At 67.0% G+C, this 18,268-nt stretch carries 18 protein-coding genes and 1 pseudogene; 4 read left to right on the forward strand and 15 right to left on the reverse strand.

Translation table 11 applies throughout. The annotated features are described in order from the left end of the window. Positions 1-166: 166 nt before the first annotated feature. From AC6RA4_RS12375 to AC6RA4_RS12420, 10 genes are all read right to left on the reverse strand, one after another. On the reverse strand, positions 167-1,249 hold the full coding sequence (locus AC6RA4_RS12375) for an ABC transporter ATP-binding protein (protein WP_500160699.1): 1,083 nt from the start codon (positions 1,247-1,249) through the stop codon (positions 167-169). Between the two features lie 3 nt (positions 1,250-1,252). Then, complete coding sequence (locus AC6RA4_RS12380) at positions 1,253-2,038, reverse strand: ABC transporter permease (protein ID WP_222603977.1); 786 nt, start codon at positions 2,036-2,038, stop codon at positions 1,253-1,255. Continuing rightward, positions 2,035-3,021 (reverse strand): ABC transporter permease, encoded by a 987-nt coding sequence (locus AC6RA4_RS12385; RefSeq protein ID WP_500160701.1) that lies wholly within the window; start codon positions 3,019-3,021, stop codon positions 2,035-2,037. The genes AC6RA4_RS12380 and AC6RA4_RS12385 overlap by 4 nt, the downstream gene beginning before the upstream one ends. 96 nt (positions 3,022-3,117) lie before the next feature. Beyond that, complete coding sequence (locus AC6RA4_RS12390; protein ID WP_500160703.1) at positions 3,118-4,224, reverse strand: ABC transporter substrate-binding protein; 1,107 nt, start codon at positions 4,222-4,224, stop codon at positions 3,118-3,120. Positions 4,225-4,267: 43 nt separating this feature from the next. After that, a complete protein-coding gene (locus AC6RA4_RS12395; RefSeq protein ID WP_500160705.1) occupies positions 4,268-5,368 on the reverse strand; it encodes an NAD/NADP octopine/nopaline dehydrogenase family protein in 1,101 nt (366 codons plus the stop codon). Further along, positions 5,365-5,952 (reverse strand): peroxidase-related enzyme, encoded by a 588-nt coding sequence (locus tag AC6RA4_RS12400; protein ID WP_500160707.1) that lies wholly within the window; start codon positions 5,950-5,952, stop codon positions 5,365-5,367. Before AC6RA4_RS12400 ends, AC6RA4_RS12395 begins: the two co-directional genes overlap by 4 nt. After that, positions 5,949-6,431 carry a hypothetical protein gene (locus AC6RA4_RS12405; RefSeq protein ID WP_500160709.1) on the reverse strand — a complete coding sequence of 161 codons (483 nt, stop codon included), beginning with the start codon at positions 6,429-6,431 and terminating at the stop codon, positions 5,949-5,951. The genes AC6RA4_RS12400 and AC6RA4_RS12405 overlap by 4 nt, the downstream gene beginning before the upstream one ends. After that, positions 6,428-7,891, reverse strand: coding sequence for an NAD(P)-binding domain-containing protein (locus AC6RA4_RS12410; RefSeq protein WP_500160710.1), 1,464 nt, complete (start codon positions 7,889-7,891; stop codon positions 6,428-6,430). Before AC6RA4_RS12410 ends, AC6RA4_RS12405 begins: the two co-directional genes overlap by 4 nt. A 39-nt stretch (positions 7,892-7,930) precedes the next feature. Further along, positions 7,931-9,292, reverse strand: coding sequence for an MFS transporter (locus AC6RA4_RS12415; RefSeq protein WP_500160712.1), 1,362 nt, complete (start codon positions 9,290-9,292; stop codon positions 7,931-7,933). Continuing rightward, positions 9,289-10,749, reverse strand: a complete 1,461-nt coding sequence (locus AC6RA4_RS12420) for an aminotransferase class V-fold PLP-dependent enzyme (protein ID WP_500160714.1) — start codon at positions 10,747-10,749, stop codon at positions 9,289-9,291. The genes AC6RA4_RS12415 and AC6RA4_RS12420 overlap by 4 nt, the downstream gene beginning before the upstream one ends. A gap of 113 nt (positions 10,750-10,862) precedes the next feature. Here AC6RA4_RS12420 and AC6RA4_RS12425 point away from each other — a divergent pair, with 113 nt between their 5' ends. From AC6RA4_RS12425 to AC6RA4_RS12440, 4 genes are all read left to right on the forward strand, one after another. Then, on the forward strand, positions 10,863-11,324 hold the full coding sequence (locus AC6RA4_RS12425; protein ID WP_500160716.1) for an Lrp/AsnC family transcriptional regulator: 462 nt from the start codon (positions 10,863-10,865) through the stop codon (positions 11,322-11,324). A gap of 234 nt (positions 11,325-11,558) precedes the next feature. Continuing rightward, entirely contained in the window at positions 11,559-12,005 is a 447-nt protein-coding gene (locus AC6RA4_RS12430) for a DUF2852 domain-containing protein (RefSeq protein ID WP_500160718.1), read from the forward strand. Positions 12,006-12,130: 125 nt separating this feature from the next. After that, positions 12,131-12,580 (forward strand): RDD family protein, encoded by a 450-nt coding sequence (locus AC6RA4_RS12435; RefSeq protein WP_500160730.1) that lies wholly within the window; start codon positions 12,131-12,133, stop codon positions 12,578-12,580. Positions 12,581-12,834: 254 nt separating this feature from the next. Then, entirely contained in the window at positions 12,835-13,647 is an 813-nt protein-coding gene (locus AC6RA4_RS12440) for an arginyltransferase (RefSeq protein WP_500160720.1), read from the forward strand. Positions 13,648-13,717: 70 nt separating this feature from the next. On the opposite strand, the gene AC6RA4_RS12445 is transcribed toward AC6RA4_RS12440, so the two are convergent. The 5 genes and pseudogenes from AC6RA4_RS12445 to AC6RA4_RS12465 all read right to left on the reverse strand — a co-directional run. Then, complete coding sequence (locus tag AC6RA4_RS12445; protein WP_500160722.1) at positions 13,718-14,269, reverse strand: PqiC family protein; 552 nt, start codon at positions 14,267-14,269, stop codon at positions 13,718-13,720. Positions 14,270-14,273: 4 nt separating this feature from the next. Then, entirely contained in the window at positions 14,274-16,682 is a 2,409-nt protein-coding gene (locus AC6RA4_RS12450) for an MlaD family protein (protein WP_500160724.1), read from the reverse strand. After that, positions 16,675-17,316, reverse strand: a complete 642-nt coding sequence (locus tag AC6RA4_RS12455) for a paraquat-inducible protein A (RefSeq protein WP_500160726.1) — start codon at positions 17,314-17,316, stop codon at positions 16,675-16,677. The genes AC6RA4_RS12450 and AC6RA4_RS12455 overlap by 8 nt, the downstream gene beginning before the upstream one ends. Beyond that, entirely contained in the window at positions 17,283-17,927 is a 645-nt protein-coding gene (locus AC6RA4_RS12460) for a paraquat-inducible protein A (protein WP_500160728.1), read from the reverse strand. The genes AC6RA4_RS12455 and AC6RA4_RS12460 overlap by 34 nt, the downstream gene beginning before the upstream one ends. A 123-nt stretch (positions 17,928-18,050) precedes the next feature. Further along, a pseudogene (locus AC6RA4_RS12465) lies at positions 18,051-18,268 on the reverse strand (flavodoxin-dependent (E)-4-hydroxy-3-methylbut-2-enyl-diphosphate synthase); the annotation flags it as partial.

Raw genomic sequence — 18,268 nt, forward strand, 5'->3', positions numbered from 1 at the left:
GTGCTGACCTCACCAAATCGCCAGCCCGGGGGGCGGGCAGGCGATGGCGCGGCGGCCTTCGGCCTTGATTCCGCGCACGCTTCGTTCAGACGCAGCCATCTAGCTCCAAAAGAAAAAGGCGGACCACCTGGCCCGCCTCTCCCGACTTCAGGGCATCGCCCCGCACTCAGTCGCGCAGCACCGCCATGCTGCTCTCGTCCCAGCCGATCCAGACCGGGGCCTCGCCCACCGACTGGCCGGTATCGGCGTCGACATAGGCCTTGAGCGTCGCGCCATTGGCCTCCTCGACCATCAGGTCGAGCGCCATGCGGCTGCCGAGGAAGGTCTTGCCGACCACCCTGCCCTGCACCGCGTTTGCGGTCGCCGGTCGCTCGGCGTGGAAGCCCAGCCGCTCGAGCCGCACCGAGGCGGTGATCGCCTCGCCGGCCTGCGGCACGCCGCCCGGCGCGTGGCCGCGCAGCGTGGTGCCGAACCAGTCCATCACCACCGCGTTGCCCTCGGTGCCGCGCAGCTCGCCGGTCAGCAGGTTGGTCTCGCCGATGAACTCGGCCACGAAGCGCGAGGCCGGGTGGAAATAGAGCTCTTCCGGCGTGCCGTCCTGCTCCACCTTGCCCTTGTTCATGACCACGATGCGGTCCGACATGGTCAGCGCCTCTTCCTGGTCGTGGGTGACGAAGAAGAAGGTCTTGTGGGTGCGGCGCTGGATCGATTTCAGCTCCTGCTGCACCTGCCCGCGCAGCTTGGCGTCGAGCGCGCCGAGCGGCTCGTCAAGCAGCAGCAGCGCCGGGTCGGGCGCCAGCGCCCGGGCCAGCGCCACGCGCTGCCGCTGACCGCCAGAAAGCTGCGCCGGGTAGCGCTCGCCATAGGCGGTGAGCTCGAGGAAGGACATGATCTCGTCCTGCCGCTTTGCGATCTCGGATTTGCCCATGCCCTTGAGCTCGAGCCCGAAGCCGATGTTCTGCTTCACCGTCATGTGCGGGAAGAGCGCGTAGTCCTGGAACACCATGTTGACGTTGCGCCGCTCCGGCGGGCGCCGGGTGACGTCCTCGCCGCGCAGCAGCACCCGGCCGCTGGTGGGCTGCTCGAAGCCGCCCAGGATGCGCAGCGTGGTGGACTTGCCGCAGCCCGACGGGCCGAGGAAGGTGACGAACTCGCCCTGCGCGATGTCGAGCGTCAGGTTGTCGAGCGCCACGGTGTCGCCGAAGCGCTTGGTCACGCCTTCGAGGCGGACGAGAGGATCAGAAGACATGGCTCAGCTATCCTTGTTCATGCGGCGGGTGAAACGCTCGGCCCAGACGCCGATCACGGCGGTCAGGACCAGCGCCACGGTCGCGATGGCGTTGATCTCGGGCGACATGCCCGATTTCAGCTTGGCGAAGATCAGCACCGGCAGGGTCGGCTCGTAGCCGCCGAGGAAGAACGAGCGCACGAAATCGTCGAAGCTGAGGAGAAGGCAGAAGATGCTCGCGCCCATGATGGCCGGCACGAGATAGGGGAAGGTGATGCGCAGGAAGGCGATCAGCGGATCGGCCCCGAGGTCGCGGGCGGCCTCGATCTGGCTCTTCGGCAGGGTCGAGAGCCGCGCCATCACCACCAGCACCACGAAGGGCACGTTGTGCACCGCGTGGCTCCAGACGATCGCGCCCATGCCCGGCTCGATGCCGAGATAGCGGGCATAGATCCGGAAGGCGATGGCCGAGATGATGCCCGGGATCAGCGCCGGCAGCACGGTCATGCCGAAGATCACCGCCCGACCCCAGAACTTGCGCCCCTCGAGCAGCACCGCGATCCAGGTGCCGACGATCACCGAGATCACCGTCGAGAGCACCGCGATGGCCACCGAATAGCCGAAGGCGGCGAGCGTCTCGGTGTCGGCGAAGACGCCGGTGTACCAGTCGAGCGTCCAGGACTTGATCGGGAAGCCGATGAACTTGCTGTCCTTGAAGCCCATCATCACCATCAGGATCAGCGGCACGAAGACATAGGCCACGAAGGCCCAGTAGACGCAGGAGAGCAGGATGCGGTTGTGACGGGTCATTTGGTGTCTCCCTTGCGCAGGGCGTTCATCAGCCGCTGGAAGGCGGCGGTGATGAGCAGCGCCGCGAGGAACATGATGACGGCAAAGGCCGCGCCCGTGGGCCACTGGTCACCGGCGACGTGGAAGAAGCCCGCGATGGTCTCGGCAAACACCGTGGTCGAGGGACCGCCCAGAAGCACCGGGGTGGCGTAAAAGCCGGTCGAGATCAGGAACACCAGCGTGCAGCCCGAGGAAATCCCCTCCAGCGTCATCGGCAAGGTGATGCGGCGGAACCGCGTCCAGGCGCCCGCGCCGAGATCGGCGGCGGCCTCGTTCATCGACTTGGGCAGCTTCTCGAGCGCCGAGTAGAGCGGCAGCAGCATGTAGAGCGCGGTCAGGTAGACGATGCCTACCCCCATGGAAAAGCTGGTGTACATGAACGGGATCGGCCGGTCGATCAGGCCGAAGAAGCGCAGCACCATGTTCACCGCGCCGGTATTGCCGAGCAGGATCATGATGGCATAGGTCCGCACGATCTCGCCGACCCAGAACGGGATCAGCAGCAGCAGGAGCAGCAGCATCCGGTTCTTGGGGCTGACGTGGCGGGCCAGGAAATAGGCCACCGGATAAGTGATGATCAGCGTGCAGAAGGTGAACACCGCCGCAAAGGTCAGCGTGCGGAAGAACGGCATCCAGAAGATGCTGTCGCCGAAGAAGCGCAGGTAGTTGTCGAAGGTGAAATGCTGCTCGACGCCGGGCGCGACCGGGTAGGCATCGGTCAGCGACACGCGCAGCATCTGCAGCATCGGCCCGAGGTGCTGGGTCAGCACCCACAGGATCGGGAACACGGCGAGGATCAGGAACTGGCGGCGCGGCGAGGCGGTGGCGACATGTGCGAGCCACTGGTACGGCGCCCAGCTCGACAGGCGTCCCCAGAAGGTACGGTCTGAGACGCCCTCGGCGACGGCACCGCGTTCTTCGCGCGCGGATGCGTCATAGGTCATTGGGTCTTCCTTTCGAGAGGAACGACGGCGGGTCGTGTGAGGGGCCCGCCCGCCAGCCGCGAGGGCCAGCGGACGGGGAGAAGGCGCGGCGCGTGTTTACGCGGCCTTGATGGCTTCCACGGCCGGATCGACGAGGCCGTATTTCATCTCGTTCGCCTCGGCGCGGAAGAACTGCAGGTTGGCGAGCTGCTCGTCCGGGAACGAGGTCGATTTCTTCTCGAGGTCGGTCAGGTAGTTCGACGCGTCCTTGTAGGTCGAGATGAAGCCCGAGGCCTTGGTCATCGCCGCACCGATCTCGGGCGATGCGAGGATCGCGTTGAGGAAGGTGTAGGCGTTGTCCGGGTTCGGGCAGTTCTTGGCGATGTTGTAGGTGTAGACGAAGCCGTAGGAGCCTTCCTTCGGGATCGCCATGCCAAGCGGGAAGCCGTCGTTGATCAGGGCCGCCGCCGGGCCGTTCCACGATTGCGCCAGAGCGATATCCTGGTTGACGAACATCTGCTGCACCTCGGCGCCACCGTCATAGTACTTGCGCACCAGCGGCTTCTTCTCGATCAGGTACTGCTTGGCTTCCTCGACGATGGCCGCGGCTTTCTCGGGATCGTCGAGATACTCGACCATGTTGCCGTCATAGCCCATCTTCAGCATGATGATCGACACCATGTCCTGGATCACATAGGCGGTCTGGCCCGAGTATTTCTCGCTGAAGAGCGTCTCCCAGGTCTGGGCCTCTTCCTCGGAAACGAGCTCGGTGTTGTAGGACAGCACCTCCATGCCCGACAGGATCGGGGCGCCCCACTTCTCGCCGTTGATCGTCGACCAGTCGGATTCCGAGAAGGTCGGGTTGATGTTGCCCCAGTTCGAAATCCGGTCGGTGTCGAGCGGCGCCAGCAGGTCGCTGTCGATGAATTGCAGGAAGCGGTGGCCGGCCACGGTCATGATGTCGACCGACGGGTTCGGCGCTTCGGCGGCCAGCAGGTTGAACTGCTTGCCCTGGTCGTCGACGAGGCGGACGTTGACCTTGATGCCGGTCTCGGCCTCGAACTGCTCCTTGAAGGCTTCCGGGACGAAGTCGTTATAGGTCCAGATGTTGACCTCGCCGCCCTGCGCGTGGGCACGGCGCAGGTAGGCGGGGCTGGCGAGCGCGGCGCCGGTCATGGCCGCGGTGGTCAGGAGTTTCCGGCGGTTGAGGATGAGTTTGGTCATTGGGTCGTCTCCCTGAGGGTTGGTATCCGTATCGTTTTTATGGTCAGGACGCCGGTTCGGGCGTCTTCCGCAGCAGGCCGGTACGGGCGGCCTGTCGCAGATCGTCGAGGCTGTAGCCGTCAAGCTCCAGCGCGTTCAGCAATTCGTTCTCGGCGGCGAAATCGCGGCCATACATGGCCGAGAAAATCTTGATCCCCGCCTCGTGCAACTCGGCGGGCTTGCCCACCAGCCGGCCCAGAACAGCCGTGAGCTGCAGGCCGTAGGGCACGTCTTCGGTGACATAGCGGCTGTCGGCCGTCGCCGGCCCGGTGCCGCCATTGCCCTGCGCGTGCATCTGCTGGTTCATCTCCGAGATGGTCGAGATCGGCACGTGGAAGCTCTGGCTGAAATGCTCGAAGATGGTCTTGGTCTGCAGCCCCAGCGCATCCACGATCTCGAGCCGCTCGGCATCCAGCGCCTCGAGCAGCGCGCCCACCTTGGGCGTGACGTTCTGGCCCTGGCTCCAGGTCTCGCCGCGCTCCATCCGGGTGATGTTGCCAAGCGCGATGCCCAGGTGGTTCTGCGGGTTGAGGTTCGATAGCGAGATCGCGAGCAGCCCGTCGCGCGGCACGAAGACATCGCCGAAAAGCTTGGTGCAGACCGCCCGCGCGCAATCCGAGCGGGTCTCGGGCACGGTGCAGAGATCGACCTTCTTGCGCACGGTGTTGACCTTGACGCTGGCCCCCTCGCCGCGCCGCCCGGTCACCACGGTGGTGCCCCAGGCGGTGATTGCCGCATCAACGCCGCGCTCGGCGAGTTTCTGCATCAGGTAGACCGCGCCCAGCGAGGCGTGGCTGCTGATGATCACGTGCTGGCCGTCGCGGATATGCGGCGCCAGCGCGTCGAACACCGCCTTGTGGCCATAGCCCGGCAGCGCGATCAGGATGGCGTCGTTCTGCTCGGCCAGTTCCTGCGCCGATCCGGCGACGCGCGGGGCAAACACCGTCTCGATGGCGCCGGTGGCCTCGAGCGGGCCGTCCTCGAGCGCCTTGGTGGACGCCCCGGAGGGCGACCACAGCATCGGCGCGTGGCCGTTCTCGTGCAGCAGGGCAGCAGAGCCAAAGGCAATGGAGCCCGCGCCGGCGATCCCGACCTTGCAGCTCATGCCGGCACCTCCTCGCGCACCGGATCGCCCAGCACGTGCATCAGCCGGTTGGCCCAGCCGAAGAGCGCGGTCGACAGGATCAGGTCGAGGATCTCCTCGTCGTTCAGGCCGGCCTCGCGCAGCGTCGACATATCGGCCTCGCTGGCCGCAACGGGGCTTTCCGAGAGCTTGCGCGCAAAGTCGAAAATCGCTCGATTGCGTGGACTTAGATCCGCCTTCTCACCTTTTGCGAAAAGCTCGTCGGTGACCGTGGTGTCTTTCTCAAGCTTGGCGTGACGGTCGGCATGGACGGCGGCGCAATAGATGCAGCGGTTGACCATGCTGGCGCCGATCGCCCCCAGCTCGCGCTCGGCGCGCGACATGCCGCCCGGGTCGTACATGATCGCGTTGAACAGCGGCGAGCGCACCTTGAGGCTCTCCACGTCATGCGCCAGCGTCAGCACATAGGCCGAGACCTTGGTGTTCGACGGCGTCACCGAGAGCGCGTCGAGCTGCTCCTCGGTGGCCTCCTGCAGGTCGACCGGCGTCACGCGCGGCTGCCATTGCGGGACGGTGCGGGTGAACTTGTGAACGATGCGGCTCATGCGGCGGCCCCTTTCATCAGGCGCAGCCCGGCGACCACGCGCAGCTGGTAGGCCACGAAGGCCACCAGCTCGCAGAGCCGCACGATATCGGCGTCGTGGACGCCCGCGGCCTGCAGCTTCGAGATGTCTTCGGCGAGGATATCACGGGTGTGGTTCGCCGCCTTGTCGGCAAAGGCCACCACATGCGCCAGCCCCTCGGCCTCGCCATCCTGAGAGGGATCGGCCAGCCCGGCCATGTCGCCGGCGCCCGTGAGGTAGCGGTCGGCGAGATCGTTCTCGCCCGCCTCGTTGGCGATCCGCGCCGCCAGCGCCGCGCGCAGCGCGTGCGGGAAGGCGCCCGGCTGCTTCGGCGTCAGCACCGCGTCCTCGGCGGCCTGCGTGGCCTCGATGATGTTGGCGCGGGTCTCTGCCGCGGCGCCCGGGGCGCTGCCCGCGGTGATGCCCGCGGCGCTCAGTGTCGTGGTGTCAAAGATGGTCATGCCACCTGCCCTTCCTTTGCCGGTGTCAGTTCGCTCGGCTGCCATTCGCTGCCGTCGAGCTCAGGCGTTTCATAGTCCAGCATCGCCTGCCAGTGGGTTTCCAGATCCTCGGCATAGAGCGTGGCCGCCATGGCCTTGGCCAGCCAGGCCGCGCCTTCCGAGACGCCGGGGATGTCGCCGCTCACCTTGCCGAGGCTGGCCGAGGCACCGTAGTTGAAGCAGTAGACCTTGCTGAGCCACGGCACCTCGCCCGGCACCTTCTCGCGGAAGGTGAAATCGGGATTGAGATAGGGGAAGCGCCCGAGATCGGCCTGCTCCTCGCCCTCGGGCGGGGTGTAGACGTCTTCCCAGAGCAGGATCTTGCCCGCCACCTCGCCAAACTCGGTGCGCGCCATCGGATCGATGGTGAAGCCGGTGCCGAGGATGACGAAATCGGCCACGTAAGAGGTGCCGTCGGCAAACATCACCTCGACCTCGTCGCCGCGCTCCTCGATGCGGGTGGTGGCCTTGCCGAAGTGGAAATAGGCGTTGGGGTGGCGGCTCACCCGCAGGGTCGAGCCGTGCGGCGGCGGCGTCTGGGTGGTGAAGCTGTACTGCATGAAGCGCCAGCGCCACTCGTCGGGCAGTTCGGAGAAGCCGGCGGTGAAGCCGTAGCTGCCAATGCCCATCATCTTGTTGATCGTCGGCATCTCCTTGCGCCGGATCAGGTGGCGGACCTCGCCCGCGCCATGCTCGAGCGCCTCGGCGGCGTTGTCGACCGCCGACGCGCCGACGCCGATCACCGCCACGCGCTTGCCCTTGAGGGCGTCGAAATCGATCTCGTCGGCGCTGTGCGCCCAGAACCGGCGCGGCAGGTCCTTGATGAAGCCCGGGATGTTGGGCCCGCCGGTGCCGTCACGGCCCGTGGCAAAGACCAGCTTGCGGGTCAGGATCGTGCCCTCGGCCGCGCCCGATACCGTGAGCCGCAGCAGATCGCCCTCGGGCTCGACCTTGTCGACCGAGACGCCGTTCTCGACCGGCACGTTCAGCGCCTTGCGATACCAGCGCAGGTACTCCATCCACATCGGCCGCGGGATCTTGTCCATCTTCTCCCAGGCCTCGCGGCCGTGCTGGGCGCGGTACCACGCCTGGAAGGTCAGCGCGCCGTGGCCGAAGGCCGGGCCGGTCAGCGTCTTGGGCGAGCGCAGCGTCTCCATGCGGGCATAGTTGAGCCACGGCCCCTCGAGCCCCGCCGGGTTGCGGTCGAGCACGCGGATGTTCTGCACGCCGCCGGTGGTCAGGCCAAGCCAGGCCACCATGCCGCACATGCCGCCGCCGATGATCACGACATCGCTCACGCCTTCCTGCGCCGGCACCCAGTCCTTGCCCGGATAGCACAGAAATTCGAGATCCTCGCGGAGACGGGCTTCCAGCACATCCAGGCCCTGAGCGTCGATCGGAGAGCGGTCATTCGTTTGCATACGAATCATCCTAGTAGAAAAAGGTGTTTCGGTTCAGCATCAATTCGGCGTTTCGGCCCAATTCGGATGCAGATCGTCGATGTGGTAGGCGTGGGCATGCGCGTGGGCGTGCCCGTGGCCCGGGTGAGAGCGCAGATGCGGGTGATCCGCGGGAAGCTCCGGATGGCTGTGGGTCCGCTCGAGCGGGTCATGCGCCGGCCAGACGCGGGTCGCGACGAGCGCCACCACGGCCCCCAGCAGCGCCAGCACGAGCAGCGCATGCTCGAGCCCGGCGGCGCTGGCGAGCCAGCCCGCCAGCGGATAGGCGATGAGCCAGCCGGCATGGCTGAGCGAGAACTGCGCGGCAAAGACCGCGGCGCGGTCTTCGCGGGCGGCGGAGCGCGTGATCACCAGCCCGCCGGGCGTCAGCACCAGCGACGAGGCCAGCCCGAAGCCCGCCCAGATCACCAAGAGCAGCGCCAGCGGCGGCTGCGGCAGCAGCGCCAGCGGCGGCTGCGGCAGCAGCGCGAAGCCCCCGGCGAGCGCCGCGAAGACCAGAACGCCCGCCAGCATGGCGCTGCGCTCCTCGATGCGGCGCAGCAGGCGCGGCACGGTGATCGCGCCAAGCGCCGCCCCGAGCCCGTAGCCCGCCATCAGCACCGGGTAGAGCCCGTCGGCATCGCCAAGCCGCGCGCCGGCATAGACCACCGTGTTGACCAGCACCCAAGCCATCACCAGCGACAGCGCGAGGTTGAGCAGGAACAGCCCCCGCAGCCGCGGCGTGCGGGCATAGATCTTCATGCCCCGGAAGGCGCGCTGCAGGAACGGCCCCTTGCGGGTGACGTGTCCGCGCTCGGGAAAGACGGTGGCGAGCAGGAAGCCCACCGAGCCCACGAAGGCCAGCGCGGCGCAGAGAAACAGCGCCTCGGGGGCGACGATCTTCAGCACCACGGCGGCGATCACCGGGCTCAGCACCGATTCCAGCGTATAGGCGATGCGCGACCAGGCCAGCGCCTTGGTATAGCTCTCTTCCTCGGGCAGCACGTCGGGGATCACCGACTGGAACAGCGGCGTGAAGCCCGAGGCCAGCACGAAGAAGACAAAGGCCAGCGCCGCGATCTCCCAGGTCTGGGTGACGAAGAACATCGGCAAAAGCAGCAGCATGCGGCCGAAATCCAGCAACACCATCGCCCGCTTGCGCGGCAGATGTGCCAGCACGCTCTCGGCGAAGGGCGCGAGCCCGACATAGGCCACCATCTTCAGCGCCAGCAGCAGCCCGAGGATCTTGCCGCCCGCCTCGGCGCCGCCGATGCGGTAGGCCGCCAGCGACAGCGCCACGGTCAGCAGCCCCACCGCCAGCAGCGAACAGACCTGCGCCGCGAACAGCGTGCGGAAGGATCGGTTGGCAAGGGGGCTGGTCACGAGGCGAGGCTCTCCGGTGTTTCGAGAACGGGGGCAAAGCGGGCGGTTGTTTCGTCCGCACGATATTGTGGCAGGTATTCTGACGCTTTCCGCGCCAGAATGTCCACCGCCTCCACGATCATAGCAGCTTTGTCATCGCTCATCAGCGCCGAGAAATTGAGCCGCACCCAGCCGGGCTTGGCCAGTTCCTCGCCGCGGTCGATGGCGGCGAACATGGCCTCCGATTCGGCCTCCGAGAGCCCCAGAAGCCGGTGCGCGTAGGAGCCGGCGCAGGCGCAGCCGCCGCGGGCCTGGATGCCGTAGACGTCGCTCAGGAGGCGGGTGAAGAACTGGTGATGCACCAGCCCGCCCTGCCCGTCGCGGATGCGGAAGGAGAAGATCGGCAGCGCCGCCGGGCCGTCGAGACCCAGAAGCTCGATCCGCGGGTTCTTGCGCCAGACCGCCTCGGCCCGCGCCCGCAGCCAGGCCTGGCGCTGGTCGAGCCAGTCCTGCCCGAGCGCCTCCTTGACCATCAGCGCCAGCGCCGCGCGGATGTCGCCCACCACGTTGGGGGTGCCGCCCTCTTCGCGGCTCGAGAGCTTGCCGGAATAGCGGTGCCCCCAAGGCGAGACGAAACTCACGGTGCCACCGCCGGGCAGCGTCGGCGTCGCGCGCCGGGCCACCGCATCGCGCAGCACAAGGACGCCCGAGCCGCCCGGGCCGCCGGGAAACTTGTGGGTCGAGAACACGATGGCGTCCTTCTCGGCATCGCTCCCGGCCTCCATGTCCATGCGGACATACGGCCCCCCGGCGCCGAAATCCCAGAACGCAAGCGCGCCATGCGCCTTGAGCGTGCGAGTGACCGCGTCGGTGTCGGTGAGGATGCCAGTGACATTGGAGACCGCCGAAAAGCTGCCGACGATCAGCTCGGCGCCATGCGCCTCCAGCAGCGCGGCGGTGAGCGCGCCCATGTCGGGGCCACCCTGCGGCGCTTCCGGGATCTCGATCACCTCGGCGCCGCTCTCGCGCCACGGCAGCAGGTTGGAATGGTGCTCATACGGCCCGATCAGCACCACGGCGCGACCGCCGCTGGCCCGCAGGCCGGGAATGTCGAGCAAGCCCACCAGCCGGTTGATCCCGGCGGTGCTGCCGGAGCCGGTGAACACCACGCTCATATCCTCGCCCGCGCCGGTGATGCGGGCGATCTCGGCCCGCGCGGCCTCGCGCAGCTTGGTGATGAAGGCGCCGCAGAACGAGGCCTGCGTGTGGCTGTTGGCGTAATAGGGCAGAACCCGGTCGCGGATGAAATCCTCGACCTGCGCCAGCGCCCGCCCGGAGGCGACATAATCTGCGTAGATCAAGGGCTTGGGACCATAGGGGCCATCGATTTCGACGCCATCTCCGATCAGGCCACCGCGCAGCCAGCTGGCCAGGTCCGGGCGTTTGAGCGAGCGGGCGAAATCGTCGAGGGGGGACATGAAGGATCCGTATCGTTTCGTGAGGCGTTGATGCAAAGCATGTCACGCAGAACGGAAAATTCTTCACATATTTTCACCTTTCAAACGCTGATATTCTATCATATGAACGAATAATGGACCTGAAACTCGATCATCTCGACTATCGCATCCTTGAAGAGCTGCAACGCGACGCCTCGCAGTCGCAGCGCGCGCTCAGCGAACGAGTCGGCCTGTCGCAGAATGCCTGCTGGCGGCGGCTCAAGGCGCTCGACGCGGCGGGCGTGATCCGCAACCACACGGTGGTGCTCGACCGCAACCAGCTCGGTGCGGGGCTGGTGGTCTTCGTGATGATCAAGACGCGGCACCACTCGGCAAGCTGGCTCAAGCGCTTCCGCAAACATGTCTCCTCGATCCCTGACGTGATCGACTTCTTCCGCATCGGCGGCGAGTACGATTACCTGCTCAAGATCATCACCCGCGACATGGCGAGCTATGACGAGGTCTATAAACGTCTGATCGAAGAGGTCGAGCTCGAGACGGTGACCTCCTATTTCGCCATGGAGGCGATCGAGGAGCAGCGCCCGATCCCGATGTGACCGGGCGGCCAAGCGGGCTTTCTCCCCTCAAACAGGCTGTCAGGACGCGCAAATGCGCTGCACTACCCCGGTTGCAGCACAAGTCTCATGCGCGCAACCCACTGACAATGCTCACCCTTTCCGGGTAATGTTAAAAACTTTCACATCACCCCTTGATAGCGCCGGTCACAATCCCGATCTGATGTAATGTGAAAGACATTCACATTCCGCAACGAGAGACAAAGGACACCGCAAATGAACGCCGCAGCGCAGTACGAAGCCCGCCCCGCGAACCCCGGGTGGCTGAAACGCGCCGAGGCCTGGCTCGACGAGCGCGGCAGACCCGCCTGGATCGTGGCCATGGTACTTGGCTTCATCTTCTTCTGGCCCATCGGCCTCGCCCTTCTTGCCTACATGATCTGGAGCAAACGCATGTTCGGAAAATCCTGCCGCCACCGCAGCAACAGCAGCGCCAACGCCTACCGCCACGGCTTCAACGCCATGCGGCCCTCGGGCAACGCCGCCTTCGATGCCTACAAGATGGACACGCTGCGCCGGCTCGAGGACGAGCAGAAGAGCTTCGAGGAGTTCCTGCAGCGCCTGCGCGAGGCCCGCGACAAGGCCGAGTTCGACCAGTTCATGGACGAGCGCGCCCGCACCGCCCGCGAGGTGGAAGACGAAAGCCGCAAAGAGGACGCCTAAGCGCCCCTGCCATGGCCCCGATGCGGGGCCATGGTCTATCATTCTTAAAACGCCGTGCCCCGGGATGGGGCTTGGTCTGACATGATCCCAGAGAGACAGTTCCAGAGACCCGATCCGTGACCCAGATGTATACCGACGCCCCCTATTCCCAGCTGCCCGACCCGGTGCGCCAGAGCGCGTTCTACGACAGTGTCGCGATCAAACGCGGCCTGGCCTGGGTCATCGACACGATCATCGTCGCCTTCTTCGTGCTGCTGGCGCTGGTCTTCACCGCCTTCCTCGGCGCCTTCGTGTTCTTCGCGCTCTGGATGGTGGTGAGCTTCGCCTACCGCGTGCTGACCATCGCCGGCGGCTCGGCCACCTGGGGCATGCGCCTCATGGCGATCGAGTTCCGCGACTGGCGTGGCCAGCGGCTCGACTTCATGCAGGCGCTGCTGCACACGCTGGGCTACACCGTCTCGGTCTCGGTGGCGCCGCTGCAGCTGATCTCGGTCGTGTGCATGTTCGCCACCGAACGGGGCCAGGGCCTGACCGACATGGTGCTGGGGACCGTCGCGCTGAACAAGCGCGCGTAAGGACAGCGCTCAACAAGCGCGCATCGTCCTCCGCCCACCACGTCCCACGATCACAACGCCCGGCGGTCTCTGCCGGGCGTCTTGCGTTCGGGCACCTCAGAGCGGCCCCGCGGCCGGAGGAACCTCCCGCCCGATCATCGCGTTAGCGCTCCGGGGCCGCCGCGATCAAGGCTCCGCGACCCACCGATATCGGGGGCTTGGCGGGTCGTCATTTCATTGATACGTTTTTTCGGTGCCCCGCTGACAGGACCTTCATGCGCCACTCCCTGCCTCTCGCGCCGCAATTCTATGTGACGGCTCCGCAGCCCTGCCCGTATCTCCCGGGCCGGATGGAGCGGAAGCTGTTCACCGCGCTGCAGGGCGACACCGCCGAGAAGCTCAATGACAGCCTGTCGAAGCAGGGCTTCCGCCGCTCGCAGAACGTGCTCTATCGGCCGTCCTGCTCGGACTGCTCGGCCTGTCTCTCGGCGCGGATCGACGTGCGCCGCTTCACCCCGTCGAAAAGCCAGCGCCGGGCGCTCAAGCGCAACGCCAACCTCGCGCGGCGCGCCTCGAGCCCCTGGGCCACCGAGGAGCAGTTCTCGCTGTTCCGCCGCTATCTCGACACCCGCCACGCCGATGGCGGCATGGCCGACATGGATATCTTCGAATTCGCCGCGATGATCGAGGAAACGCCGATCCGCTCGCGCGTGGTGGAATACAGCGACATCGCCAGCGGAGATCTGAAGGCGGTGTGCCTGACGGATGTGCTCGATGACGGGGTGTCGATGGTCTATTCGTTCTACGAGCCCGAGCTGGCGCGTCAGAGCCTCGGGACGTGGATGATCCTCGACCATGTCGAGATCGCCCGCGAAGCCGGCCTGCCGTATGTCTACCTCGGCTACTGGGTGCCCGGCAGCCCCAAGATGGGCTACAAGGCGCAGTTCAGTGCGCTCGAAGTCTATCGCCGCGGCCGCTGGGAGCCGATGCTCGACACAAGCGATTACGACGAAGAGCGCCACCCGCTCTCGACCGATCCGATCGCCGAGCAGGTCGCCAATATCTCGCTCCCCGACAGCCGCAGCTGAGCCCCCCCTGCAATGAAAAACGGCGCCGGGCTGTTTGCCGCGGCGCCGCTTTTGTCTCTGGACGCGTGGCTTAGCGCAGGCTCTGGGTGATCTGCCCGGAGAGCTGCGTGATCGCGGCGCCGGTGGCCTGCGCGATGGCCTGCGGGCCCTCGCCCACCATCGGCACCGAGATGTCAAAGCTCTGGATGCGCTCGCGGATCACCTTGTCATAGGACGAGAGCGCGTATTGCCCGGTGAGGCGCAGCGTGCCGTCGTTGCGCGCCACGAGGCGCGAGACCGTCACCAGAACCGCCGCCTGCGCGTCATCGGCCAGCGGCCACGGCTCGGGGGCCACGGTGGCCGAGGAGGCCGCGCCGATCTGCTCGGCGATGGCCAGCGTCACCGCGCGGATCGGATCGTCGGCCCAGAGCGCGTTGTCGACCTGGCTGAGCGCGCCGTCCTCGCCCTCGAGCAGGATCTCGGAGGCCGCCGCATAGGCCGGCAGCGAGACCTGCCGCACCTCCAGCGTCGCCACCCGCAGCCGGGCACTGCCCGCCTGTGCCGGCGTGTCGATGAGGTATTGCGGCTCGGCACCGGAACAGGCGGCGAGCATCAGGGCGAGGGGCAGAATGCGCAGATACATGTGCTTATCGTCCAAACAGGAGGGAATTGGGATTGCGCTCGATGGAGCGCGCGAGCTTGTTGAGCGCCTCGGCGGCGGACTGGACTTCGCGCAGCGCCGAAAGCGTCTCGCGGTTGAAGCGCGAGTTCTCGCCGTAGCCCTGAAGCGCCAGCTCGGCCTCGCCGACCATGCTCTGGATGCGGGCCGAGAGGCTCGGCAGGCTTTCCGCCGCCTCCTCGATGGCCGCCGCGGCGTCGCGGGCCGAGGCCAGCGTGGCGTTGGTGTTCTCGATCACCCCGCCCGCGCGCAGTTCCTCGAGCGCCGAGCGCGCCTCGTCGAGCATCCGCGTCAACGCGCCGGGCAGCGCCCGGGTCTGGTCGCTGTCGATCAGCTTGTCGGCGCTCTCGACGAGGCTGGTGGCCTGCTCGACGAAGGCGTCGAGCGGCAGGTCGTTGGCCGTCTCCACGAGGTTGCGCAGATCCTCGACCAGCGCCGGCACCTCGGCGGTCGCCCCGGAGAGATCCTGCGCCACGCCGGTCACCGTATCGGCGGCGGCAGAGGCGCTTTCCAGCGTGGTCATCAGGCGGCCGATCGCGTCGGCGGTGCGCAGGTCCTCGGCCACGCCGCGCAGCTCGGCGATGGTGGCGTTGAGCTCTCCCGGCAGCGCCTGCGTGGCGTCGCTTGCGATCAGGCGGTCGGCACTGTCGGCGAGCGCCGTGGCGCGGTCGACGAAGGCCTCGAGCTGCAACTCGTTGGCCTTGGCCACCAGCGTGCGCAGGTCCGCGATCAGCGCCGGCACGTCCTCGGTGGCGGCGGTCAGCTCGGTGGCCACGCTGCTCACGCTGTCAGTGGCGGCGGTCGCGCCGTCGAGCGCCGCGGCGAGCTTCTCGGCGGTGCCCGCCTCGCGCAGGTCCTCGACGATCTCGCGCAGGGCGGTGACGGTGGCGTTAAGCTCGCCCGGAAGCGCCTGCGTCTCCTCACTGCCGATCAGGCCACGGGCCTCGTCGAGCAGCCCGCTGACGGAACTCGGCACGGCGCGCAGGTCCGGATCGCCGGCAAGGTTCTCGACCGAGCGCAGGGTGGCAATGGCCTGCTCCATCAGCTCCTCGACCGGCAGGTCGTCGATGCGCTGGAACAGCCCTTCGGCGGTCGCGGCCACGTCGGGCACGTTCGATTCCACCGACGGCAGCACCGGCGCCTCGGTGTCGAAGATGCCAAGCGCGGCGGGCTCGGCGTCTTCGATGGTGACAAGCTCGACCATCAGCGATTGGCCGAACAGCCCCTGCGAGGCCAGCCGCGCCCGCAGCCCGCCCTGCACCGCCTCGGAGAGGAAGGTGATGATCTCGGCCTCGGCGGCGGTGTCATCCTCGAGCCCGAGCGCCCGCGGGTCGATGGAGATCGAGGCGCGCAGCTTGACCTTCTGCTCGCCACTCACATCGTCGATGAAGGCGCCAAGCGCGTTGACCGCGCCGATCTTGAGCCCGCGATAGGTGACCGGCGAGCCCGCCTCGAGCCCGCGTACGGACTCGTCGAACTCGACCACGAGGTCCACGGCGTTGTCGATGCTCTGGCTGAACACGCTGTCGCGCGCCGCCGTCTCGTCCTCGAACAGGTCGAAGACATAGCGCGAGGGCACCGGGTTGCCGCCCGACACCACCGTGTCGAAGGCGATGCCGCCTCGGATCAGCGCCGCGACCGAGCCGACCGAAAGGTTGAGGCCCTGCGGGCCGAAATTCACGTTGAAGCCGGAGGTGTCCCAGAACCGGGTCGAGGTGGTGATCCGGCGATCGTGCGGAGCCTCGATGAAGGCGTCGACGATCACGCCACTGCCGCTGTCGAGCAGGCGCGGCGTCTCGATGCGCCCGACCTCGATGCCCTGATGGAAGATCGGGGAGCCGGCGCTCAGCATCGCGCCGTCGGGGGCGCGCAGCACGATGCGGGTGCCTTTCATGCCCGGTTTCACCAGCGGCGCCGCGTCCAGCCCCTCGAATTTCGTGGCCTCGGCGCCGTCCTGCGGTTCGAAGGCGGCCTCGATATAGACGCCCGACAGAACGGTCGAGAGGCCCGAGATGCCCGAGGCGCTGACCTCGGGGCGGACCACCCAGAACTCGGCATCGGAGGGCAGCGAGTCGGCGACGATATTGTCGATGCGCGCACCGATCAGCACCGAGGAGAGGTCATGCGCGAAGGTCACGTCCTCGACCAGGCCGATGTTCACGTCGCGATAGCGCAGCACCGTCTCGCCCGGGACGATGCCGGCGGCGTTCTCGAAGGTGATCTCGATGCGAGCGCCGCGCTCGGCCCAGCTTTGCCAGGCGATCAGCAGGGTGATGGCCAGCGCGGCGATCGGGATCAGCCAGGTTAGCGACAGGTTGCGCCAGATCGACCGCTTGGGGCCCTCGATCTCCATCTCGGCGGGTCGCGGGTCACTCATTCTCGTTCACTCCAACGTCTGCATCCCAGATCAGCCGCGAGTCGAAGCTCAGGGCCGAAATCATTGTAAAGGCGACGGAAAGCGCAAAGCTCACCGCTGCGATCCCCGGGTTGATCGCGGCCGCGAAATCGAGTTGAACCAGCGAGGACAGGATCGCAACCACGAACACGTCGATCATCGACCAGCGCCCGATGAACTCCACCGCCTCGTAAAGCAGATGCCGCCTGTGGGCCGACATCTGGACCCGCCGCTGCACGCTGAGCGCGAGGAAGGCGATGGCGATGAATTTCGACACCGGAATAACGATCGAGGCGATGAAGACGATCGCCGCAACGCCGTAGCTGCCGTGATGCATGAGGTCCACGACGCCGCCGAAGATCGTGCTGTCGGTGGTCTTGCCAAGCAGCGTGGTGCGCAGCATCGGGTAGAGATTGGCGGGCACGTAGACCACCAGCCCGGCAAACAGCCACGCCCAGACCCGTTGCAGGCTCTCGGTGTCGCGGCTTGCCAGCCGCGTGCCGCAGCGCGTGCAGCGTGCCACGCCCGGGCGATGGACCCGCCCGCATTCGGTGCAGCCCACCAGCCCCGCCTGCTTGGCGGTCAGGATGCGCGGCGCCGTTCCAGCGTCTTCCATACCGTCAGCCTGCTCATGAAATTGTCTTTCAGCACGGTCACGATGACCAGCGCCACGAAGGCCCAGAACGCCGGGCCGAGGAAGATATGCGCCAGCCCGGCCACCTTCACCAGCGCCACCGCCACGCCGACGATGAACACCTCGGCCATGGCCCAGGGGCGCAGGTGATCGGCGAGGCGGAAGGCGAACTCCGCGTGGCGCGCGGGCTTGTGGCCGAAGGCCATGGGCCCCAGCACATAGATCAGCGCGAGGAAGCGGATCACCGGCAGGATCACGATCAGCGCCGCCATGGCGAAGGTCAGCGGCGCGGTGAGCCCGCTCGAGAAGGCCTGCACCGTATCCAGAAGCGAGGCGCGCTGGATGCGGCCGGCGGCCTCGAGCTCGAGGAAGGGAAAGAAGATCGCCGCCACCATCAGGATCAGCGCCGCCAGCGCCAGCATGATGATCCGGGTCATCGCGGTGCGCCGCGGCGCCTCGAGCACCGCGTGGCAGCGCAGGCAACGCGCCGTCTCGCCGGTCGCGACATCGCGATCGGTGTAAAGGGCATCGCAGGAAGGACAGGCGATCAGCTTGGAGGGGTCAAGCGCATCGGCCGGGGATTCGACGGACATAGGCCCAATCTAGAGCGGAGGCTGGCTCTCGGAAAGTGGCGCTCGTTCAGCAGGCCAGGAAGATGCATAGTTGTGACAGGTTTGGCGGGCTTCGCGGCAAGAGGGAGAGCGCCCCGGGCAGCGCTACTCCGCCGCCTCGGTCGCGGCTTCAGCGTCGGCCTCGATCTGGGCGGCCTTCTTCTCGACCTCCTCGACGATGTGATCGATCATCTGGTCGTTGCTCATCTTGTGGCTCGCCTTGCCGGCAAGATAGACCATGCCGCTGCCGGCGCCGCCGCCGGTGAAACCGACATCGGTCATCAGCGCCTCGCCGGGGCCGTTCACCACGCAGCCGATGATCG

This window comes from Salipiger sp. (assembly GCF_059781815.1).

Excerpts from the sequence above, each read along its gene's own strand:
- AC6RA4_RS12375 (WP_500160699.1), bottom strand. The coding sequence starts at position 1,249 with ATGTCTTCTGATCCTCTCGTCCGCCTCGAAGGCGTGACCAAGCGCTTC.
- AC6RA4_RS12380 (WP_222603977.1), bottom strand. The coding sequence starts at position 2,038 with ATGACCCGTCACAACCGCATCCTGCTCTCCTGCGTCTACTGGGCCTTC.
- AC6RA4_RS12385 (WP_500160701.1), bottom strand. The coding sequence starts at position 3,021 with ATGACCTATGACGCATCCGCGCGCGAAGAACGCGGTGCCGTCGCCGAG.
- AC6RA4_RS12390 (WP_500160703.1), bottom strand. The coding sequence starts at position 4,224 with ATGACCAAACTCATCCTCAACCGCCGGAAACTCCTGACCACCGCGGCC.
- AC6RA4_RS12395 (WP_500160705.1), bottom strand. The coding sequence starts at position 5,368 with ATGAGCTGCAAGGTCGGGATCGCCGGCGCGGGCTCCATTGCCTTTGGC.
- AC6RA4_RS12400 (WP_500160707.1), bottom strand. The coding sequence starts at position 5,952 with ATGAGCCGCATCGTTCACAAGTTCACCCGCACCGTCCCGCAATGGCAG.
- AC6RA4_RS12405 (WP_500160709.1), bottom strand. The coding sequence starts at position 6,431 with ATGACCATCTTTGACACCACGACACTGAGCGCCGCGGGCATCACCGCG.
- AC6RA4_RS12410 (WP_500160710.1), bottom strand. The coding sequence starts at position 7,891 with ATGCAAACGAATGACCGCTCTCCGATCGACGCTCAGGGCCTGGATGTG.
- AC6RA4_RS12420 (WP_500160714.1), bottom strand. The coding sequence starts at position 10,749 with ATGTCCCCCCTCGACGATTTCGCCCGCTCGCTCAAACGCCCGGACCTG.
- AC6RA4_RS12425 (WP_500160716.1), top strand. The coding sequence starts at position 10,863 with ATGGACCTGAAACTCGATCATCTCGACTATCGCATCCTTGAAGAGCTG.
- AC6RA4_RS12430 (WP_500160718.1), top strand. The coding sequence starts at position 11,559 with ATGAACGCCGCAGCGCAGTACGAAGCCCGCCCCGCGAACCCCGGGTGG.
- AC6RA4_RS12435 (WP_500160730.1), top strand. The coding sequence starts at position 12,131 with ATGTATACCGACGCCCCCTATTCCCAGCTGCCCGACCCGGTGCGCCAG.
- AC6RA4_RS12440 (WP_500160720.1), top strand. The coding sequence starts at position 12,835 with ATGCGCCACTCCCTGCCTCTCGCGCCGCAATTCTATGTGACGGCTCCG.
- AC6RA4_RS12445 (WP_500160722.1), bottom strand. The coding sequence starts at position 14,269 with ATGTATCTGCGCATTCTGCCCCTCGCCCTGATGCTCGCCGCCTGTTCC.
- AC6RA4_RS12450 (WP_500160724.1), bottom strand. The coding sequence starts at position 16,682 with ATGAGTGACCCGCGACCCGCCGAGATGGAGATCGAGGGCCCCAAGCGG.
- AC6RA4_RS12455 (WP_500160726.1), bottom strand. The coding sequence starts at position 17,316 with ATGGAAGACGCTGGAACGGCGCCGCGCATCCTGACCGCCAAGCAGGCG.
- AC6RA4_RS12460 (WP_500160728.1), bottom strand. The coding sequence starts at position 17,927 with ATGTCCGTCGAATCCCCGGCCGATGCGCTTGACCCCTCCAAGCTGATC.